Source organism: Fusibacter sp. (assembly GCF_057447755.1).
This window is the reverse complement of the sequence record NZ_JBVBZF010000213.1, coordinates 1-6,178: the sequence shown is the minus strand read 5'-3', so window position 1 is coordinate 6,178 and position 6,178 is coordinate 1. Positions and strand designations below refer to the sequence as shown.

Below are 6,178 nucleotides of genomic sequence, written 5' to 3'. Positions count from 1 at the left end.
CTGCAGTCCATACTAATCGCCAATGCCACTGGGTTCAGGGCATCAGGTCTCATGCCATCCACCTGGAGTCTCGTCTTCTGTCCAAAAGCAGTCGTCGGTGATCCCTGCCCCTTAGTCAATCCATAAATTTGATTGTCATGGACGATATGGACAATGTCCATATTGCGTCTGATGCCGTGTATAAAGTGATTACCACCTTCACCGTAAGTATCACCATCGCCTGAAGTCAGAATTAACTTTAGTTCATGATTTGCTGAATGAGCCCCCATGGCTGCAGGTAGCGCACGTCCATGCAAGGTGTTTAAGCCATGGGCATGAATATAATGTGGTAGTTTTGCAGCTTGTCCTATCCCTGATACCATCAAGACATCCTGTGGCATAAGGTTCATTTCATGCAAAGTTTGGTTGATGCTATCCAGTATGCTAAAATTGCCACATCCAGGACACCAGGTCGTTGGATTGTTCATCACAAAGGGATTGTTCAAAGTTTCTATCTTAGTCATTTCATTCACCTCACTTACGGTATGCATCAATTATGAAGTCGGCATTAAAAGGTCGTCCGTCATATTTGTTTATAGAGCGGTCATACGAGATGCCCGTTTCCATGCGAAGTAATTTTCCAAACTGGTTGAAGGCATTTCCCTCAACATTGATTACTTCAACATTTGGTCTAATGTAGACGTTTAGAACATCTTCTCTTATAGGGTAAACATCTGAAAATGCGATTAAAGCAACTGCCTCGCCTTGTGCATTAAGCTCATCCACAGCATCTTTTAAAGCCCCAAAAGTTGATCCCCATCCAATAAAAAGCGTCTTATAAGCCTCGCTGCCATAAAAGACAGGTGCGTTTAGTTCGTTTTTAATACTTTCAATACGTCTAATAAATTTGTGTTTCAACTTAATCGTCATCTCTTCAGACTCAGTTACATGGCCATATTCATCATGTACGTGCGAATCTGTCATGACGAGTGTTTGATGGTCTATTCCAGGATACTTTCGACCACCAAAGGTCTGCTCGAAGTCATATCGCTTATAATCATTTTGAATTTCAGGCATCAAATGACGTTCTATTTTGAGGTGGTCTGTCTTGAATTTTGAGATGGATTGTGTCGAATCCGCCAACAACTGATCGGTGAGGATGATTACTGGCACTTGGTACTTTTCCGCGAGGTTAAAAGCTCTAAAGGTACTATAAAAAGCATCTTCAACAGTCAATGGTGCTAATACGATCCTAGCGAACTCACCCTGTGAAGCCGTAACCACAAAGGAAAGATCTGCCTGTTCTGTTCTTGTTGGAAGGCCAGTTGCCGGTCCAGGTCTCTGGACATTACAGACCACCAGAGGTATTTCACTGACCGCTGCAAAACCAAGTGCTTCCACCATCAATGCAAATCCACCACCTGATGTTCCCGTCATGGCTCTGACACCATTTGAGGCAGCACCGATAGCGGCCATTATAGCTGCAATTTCATCTTCAGCCTGTTCCACGATAATGCCCATTTCCTTTTCATGAGCGGCTAAATAGGACATAATCCCCGTAGATGGTGCCATAGGATACGCACTGTAGAAGCCTAGCCCAGAAGCAATTGCACCTAAGGCAACTGCCTGATTACCGTTGACTAAAATATAATCCTTTTTCTTTGAAACCTCGGTTTTAAGCTGGGTTTTCCCTAGATCATAGCCAAACTTACCAGCTGCTAGGTTATTCTGATTCACCTCTTCTGACCATTTTTTCATGGTCATGCCCTTTAAGACCTCTTCTTCAAATCCAAGTAACTTAAGGGTGAAGCCTATAGCGCTCATACTAAAGCCATTTTTCGACTTTGAAACCGCCTTCAAGGCCGCTTCCTCAATCCAAATAACCTTGGACTGATCTTGATTAAAGCCCTGCTTGAACTGGTCACTGGCGATGACAAGTCCTTCTTTTTTTAGCATCGCATGACTCTTTTCAAGGGCTTCTGAGTTTAAGGCAATAAAAATATCCGCATGGTCTTCACACGAATTTACAATCTGACTTCCTAAAGTAATTGTGGCATAATTAAATCCCCCCCTTACCCTAGACATATAATTTTTGTAAGATAGTAAAAAAAAGCCTTCAGACTTGAGTATTCTCTCGAGAAATAGTTCTGAGGTATTAATACCTGCACCCGCTGCTCCTGCTATCATAATTGTTTTCTTCATAATAACCACCTTCTTTAAATACATTGATAACACTTTATATATACCTTAAAAAGATGGAATCATTCAGTCGTTACAAAAATTTATCAACTCAATGATTCCATAGTGATCAATAGATTGGCATTAAAATATGAACTTGACCATATGCTTGTATGGATGTCCCAATATCTCCACGTACTTATCAGTCTTAAAGGCTAACTTTTCATAGAGTTTTTCAGCCTTTTCATTGTCAAGATCAACCAGTAGGGACAATTTGTCAAATCCCGCACTTCCTGCGGTCACTTCAACTTCTTCTATCAGTCTGTGTGCGATGCCAAGACCTCTATAGGGTTCAAAGACTGCAAGACTGTCTATATAGTATTCACCATCAAAACCTTCTCGCGATTCCAATAAAGCCTTTAGCTTATTCTCTCTTTCAGCCATAGTGGGATTATAGAAACGCTCAAAAGACAAATTGAGTTCTGGTATACGACTTGCAGGATAAGCTGTTATCTGTCCTACGATTTTATTCTGTGAATAAGCCACATGTACATTATGATAGCTAAATCTAGAATTTTCATGGGCATAGAGCCCTTTCAGGGCTTCATCAACCTTGTCCTCTTCCTCGTAACCCGTATATGCAAGCGTCATATCACCAATTGCCAATTTTATCAGTTCAACGACCTCATATTGCTCTCCTAAATCCGCTTTTTTTATGATCATACTTCACCCCTAATAGGCGATTGCGAAATTACCATTCTTAAAAATGATGACTTCTTCATCATTTTGAGTAATACCCACAATATCTAAATCCTTGGTCCCCACCATAAAGTCTTCATGGGTCATGGAGTCATTAATGCCATTTTTAATCAATTCGTCAGACGTCATGTTTTCTCCGTCCTTGATACACACTGGATAAGCTTTTCCAATCGCCAAGTGACAAGATGCGTTTTCATCAAAGAGTGTATTGTAAAATAAAATATTGGTATTTGAAATTGGTGAATCATACTGAACCAGCGCTACTTCGCCCAAATAATGTGATCCCTCATCTGTTTCAATTAGACTTTTAAGGGTCTCATATCCTACCTTAGCTGAAAAATCTACAATTTTCCCCGCTTCGAAAATCAGCTCAAATTCATCAACAATATTGCCGTTTAAATTGAAAGGCATTGAACTGACCACCTTTCCATGAACACCATTTCGCTTTGGCGCGGTGAATATTTCTTCAGTTGGCATGTTGGCAATAAACTCATGACCTTCTTTGGTAAAATCCGATCCCCCCATCCAAATGTGATGATCCGGTAATTCGATGGTCAAATCCGTTCCTTTGCTGTTTTTATATTTTAGAGCCTTGAAATTTTTATCGTTTAAGAAATCAATGTTCTTTTTTAGTGCCGCCTTGTGTAAGTCCCAAGCTTTAACAGGCTCATCTTCGTTTACCCTAACCGCTTCGAAAATGGCATCCCACAGCATATCAACTGCTCTTTCAGGTGTCTCATTTGGGAATACTTTTTTGGCCCATGCTTGTGTTGGCACAGATGCAACGCACCAAACATTGACGTTGTTCATCAATCTCTCTCTATAAGGCTGTAATGCCTTACTACTAGCTCTTTGTGCCTTCATCATTCGATTTGGGTCCACTTCTTTCATGATCTCAGGATCAGATGCTGAAATGCTTAAAAAAGCAGCGTCCTGGTTAGCATAATCAATAAAAAAAGCACTTTGCCAATCTGGATACTCATCAAAGATAGCTTCAGGTGCCATCATATATCTTATCTTGTTGAACTTTTCATCGTTCCATTGAACAACAACCTCTCTAGCACCTTCCTCATATGCAATCTCAGAGATTAAACGTGCAAAATCTGCACATTCAATTGGTGATCTGACGACCAATATTTGATCCTTCTTCAAATTAATGCCCGTCTTGACCAGTAATTCAGCATATTTTTTAAGTTTAATATTAAACATATTGACACCTCTCAAAAAAAAATTAGGATTAAATAAATTAATCCTATTTCATAATATCAAAATTTGTCCCACTTAGATAGACTCTTCTCAAAACATCATCATCCTATTTATCACTGGAACCTCATATGGATGTATTGCTCTGATAATGTCATATGCAATTTCTGCATTCATCTCTGATGTTCTAAATTCTATCTTAATTTCATGCGAAGTCTTTAGTGTCCCAATTTCGCCATCGTATGGATTAGCGCCTTCAAGTGGCCGCCAATGCCCTGTGACTGGATATGAACAATAGGCGCTGTCATAATTTCCCTCTCTTAAAAGTTGCTTTTCGTTCAGCGCATCAATTAATAAGGTCACATGTGATTCAGGTATATAGACCTCAAATTTACAAAAAACTTGTTTCATTTTATTTACTTCTCTCCTAAGCACTCAATTACAGTGTCATAAACCGCCTTTAAATGTTCAACGAGCTCAGTGACCTTTTCTTCAGGCAGCGCGTTTAATTTTTCCTCTAATAGTGTTTCAACATATTTTCTATGCTTCTCAACAAATGTTTTACCTGAATTTGTCAAGGAAATGTGAACGACACGTCTGTCCTTTTTATAAGGTTGACGCTTCAAATAACCTAGTTTGATTAGTTTGTCTACTAATGGTGTCAAATTGGAATTAATGACATTGATCTGTCTTGAAATTTCTGACATTGTCAACTGTTTATGGTTCGATAGAACCAATAGTATCTGTATATGCGATGGAAAAAGCTCATCAGATTTAAAAACTTCATCATCTCTGAAAAAACGCTTGTTCATAGTTGGCATCAACTTTAGCATATACTCTGTTAATAATTCATAATTTTGTGTTTTCACCCAATTCACATCCTTTTAGTTAATGTTTTCTTTTATATATACCAAAATATATTTTATTTAATCATTAAGACTGCTACTATTTTGCATCATTTTTGAATCTTCATAATATTTTTTTAGCTTAATGAAATTAATTCGCCAAGACCACAACACAAATGGGAAGGTTGCGATTATAAGTAAGGTTTGCCCGCTCATTAAAAGAAAGTCAAAAACACCATGCAATAAAACAGGTCGCCATAAAGTCAGTCTCAAATATTTTTTTCTTCTAACCTCCTCTGTCGTAAATTTAGCGAAAGATAAGTAATAGCCCATTGTCACTGCAAATAACATATGCATAGGAACACTTATAACACCTCTTACAAGGCCAACTGAGATTGGATTATCGTTGCTAAATATGTAAAGTATATTTTCAACAGTTGCCATTCCAAGAGATGCAAACACACAATAAATAATCCCGTCTAGTCGTTCATTGAAGTGCGCATCCTTATACGCGATCTTCATAACCACAATTTTTTTAAAAAACTCTTCTGTAAAGCCAGCCACAACAAAGGCTGTATAGGCTGCTCCCAGTAAACCCGAAAAAATGTTTAAGGACTGCAGACCAATTTCAACGATCATAATTGGTAAAACACTCACCATACCGCCCAAGAACAATTTACCCAGTAATGATAAAGGTTCCTTATCATACCGGTCAACAAAATAGAAAAAAAGCAACAGGGCAATTGAAGGTCCAATTGCAATCATTAATAGATTGTGCATACATCACCTCTTTTGAGAATACCATTTTTTTACATTTAGGTCAATGATTGTTTTGTTGACATAATATTCATTATGCAAATTGTCATATTTTCGATACTTACCCCAAAAATAATTTCTTACACAATTTTAATTACGTTATTATTATAATATTATTATATCAAAAAAAAGCACATTAAAACAAAGTGATTGTTTAATGTGCTTTTTTTGAATGCATCTTGATGGTAACGGGAATGCCATACATAAAAATAACGCTTCCTTCTGCGATCGTCGCCACTTTTCCTCGTGGAATATACCGTGGTAGATCGCTCCCCTTCATATACTGGACCCATTCATGATTGGAACAGTTCTTTATGCCCCATATTTTAACGTTTTGAGGGTGTGTAACGATTTCTCCAACAATTGAGTTTGTTATTTTTCCCAATTTCATTATTTGG

Annotated in this window: 8 protein-coding genes; all 8 read right to left on the bottom strand. The window is 38.2% G+C overall.

Going from position 1 to position 6,178, the window contains the following annotated elements:
* The coding region (locus AC220I_RS16740) for a thiamine pyrophosphate-dependent enzyme (RefSeq protein WP_486725007.1) at positions 1 to 503 on the bottom strand (503 nt) is incomplete at its 3' end.
* A gap of 10 nt (positions 504 to 513) precedes the next feature.
* Positions 514 to 2,181 carry a 2-oxoacid:acceptor oxidoreductase subunit alpha gene (locus AC220I_RS16735; protein WP_486725006.1) on the bottom strand — a complete coding sequence of 556 codons (1,668 nt, stop codon included), beginning with the start codon at positions 2,179 to 2,181 and terminating at the stop codon, positions 514 to 516.
* Between the two features lie 120 nt (positions 2,182 to 2,301).
* A complete protein-coding gene (locus tag AC220I_RS16730) occupies positions 2,302 to 2,880 on the bottom strand; it encodes a GNAT family N-acetyltransferase (protein WP_486725005.1) in 579 nt (192 codons plus the stop codon).
* Positions 2,881 to 2,889: 9 nt separating this feature from the next.
* Positions 2,890 to 4,125, bottom strand: coding sequence for an aminopeptidase (locus tag AC220I_RS16725; protein WP_486725004.1), 1,236 nt, complete (start codon positions 4,123 to 4,125; stop codon positions 2,890 to 2,892).
* 87 nt (positions 4,126 to 4,212) lie between these two features.
* The gene (locus AC220I_RS16720) at positions 4,213 to 4,530 is read right to left on the bottom strand and encodes a cytochrome C biogenesis protein (RefSeq protein WP_486725003.1); all 318 of its coding nucleotides are present in this window, start codon (positions 4,528 to 4,530) and stop codon (positions 4,213 to 4,215) included.
* A 5-nt stretch (positions 4,531 to 4,535) separates the two neighbouring features.
* On the bottom strand, positions 4,536 to 4,988 hold the full coding sequence (locus AC220I_RS16715; protein ID WP_486725002.1) for a MarR family winged helix-turn-helix transcriptional regulator: 453 nt from the start codon (positions 4,986 to 4,988) through the stop codon (positions 4,536 to 4,538).
* Between the two features lie 57 nt (positions 4,989 to 5,045).
* On the bottom strand, positions 5,046 to 5,744 hold the full coding sequence (locus AC220I_RS16710) for a PrsW family glutamic-type intramembrane protease (RefSeq protein WP_486725001.1): 699 nt from the start codon (positions 5,742 to 5,744) through the stop codon (positions 5,046 to 5,048).
* 190 nt (positions 5,745 to 5,934) lie between these two features.
* A partial coding sequence (locus AC220I_RS16705; RefSeq protein WP_486725000.1) for a hypothetical protein occupies positions 5,935 to 6,178 on the bottom strand: 244 nt, incomplete at its 5' end.

Coding starts and splice junctions, on each gene's coding strand:
- AC220I_RS16725 (WP_486725004.1), bottom strand. CDS start 4,125: ATGTTTAATATTAAACTTAAAAAATATGCTGAATTACTGGTCAAGACG.
- AC220I_RS16735 (WP_486725006.1), bottom strand. CDS start 2,181: ATGAAGAAAACAATTATGATAGCAGGAGCAGCGGGTGCAGGTATTAAT.
- AC220I_RS16720 (WP_486725003.1), bottom strand. CDS start 4,530: ATGAAACAAGTTTTTTGTAAATTTGAGGTCTATATACCTGAATCACAT.
- AC220I_RS16730 (WP_486725005.1), bottom strand. CDS start 2,880: ATGATCATAAAAAAAGCGGATTTAGGAGAGCAATATGAGGTCGTTGAA.
- AC220I_RS16710 (WP_486725001.1), bottom strand. CDS start 5,744: ATGCACAATCTATTAATGATTGCAATTGGACCTTCAATTGCCCTGTTG.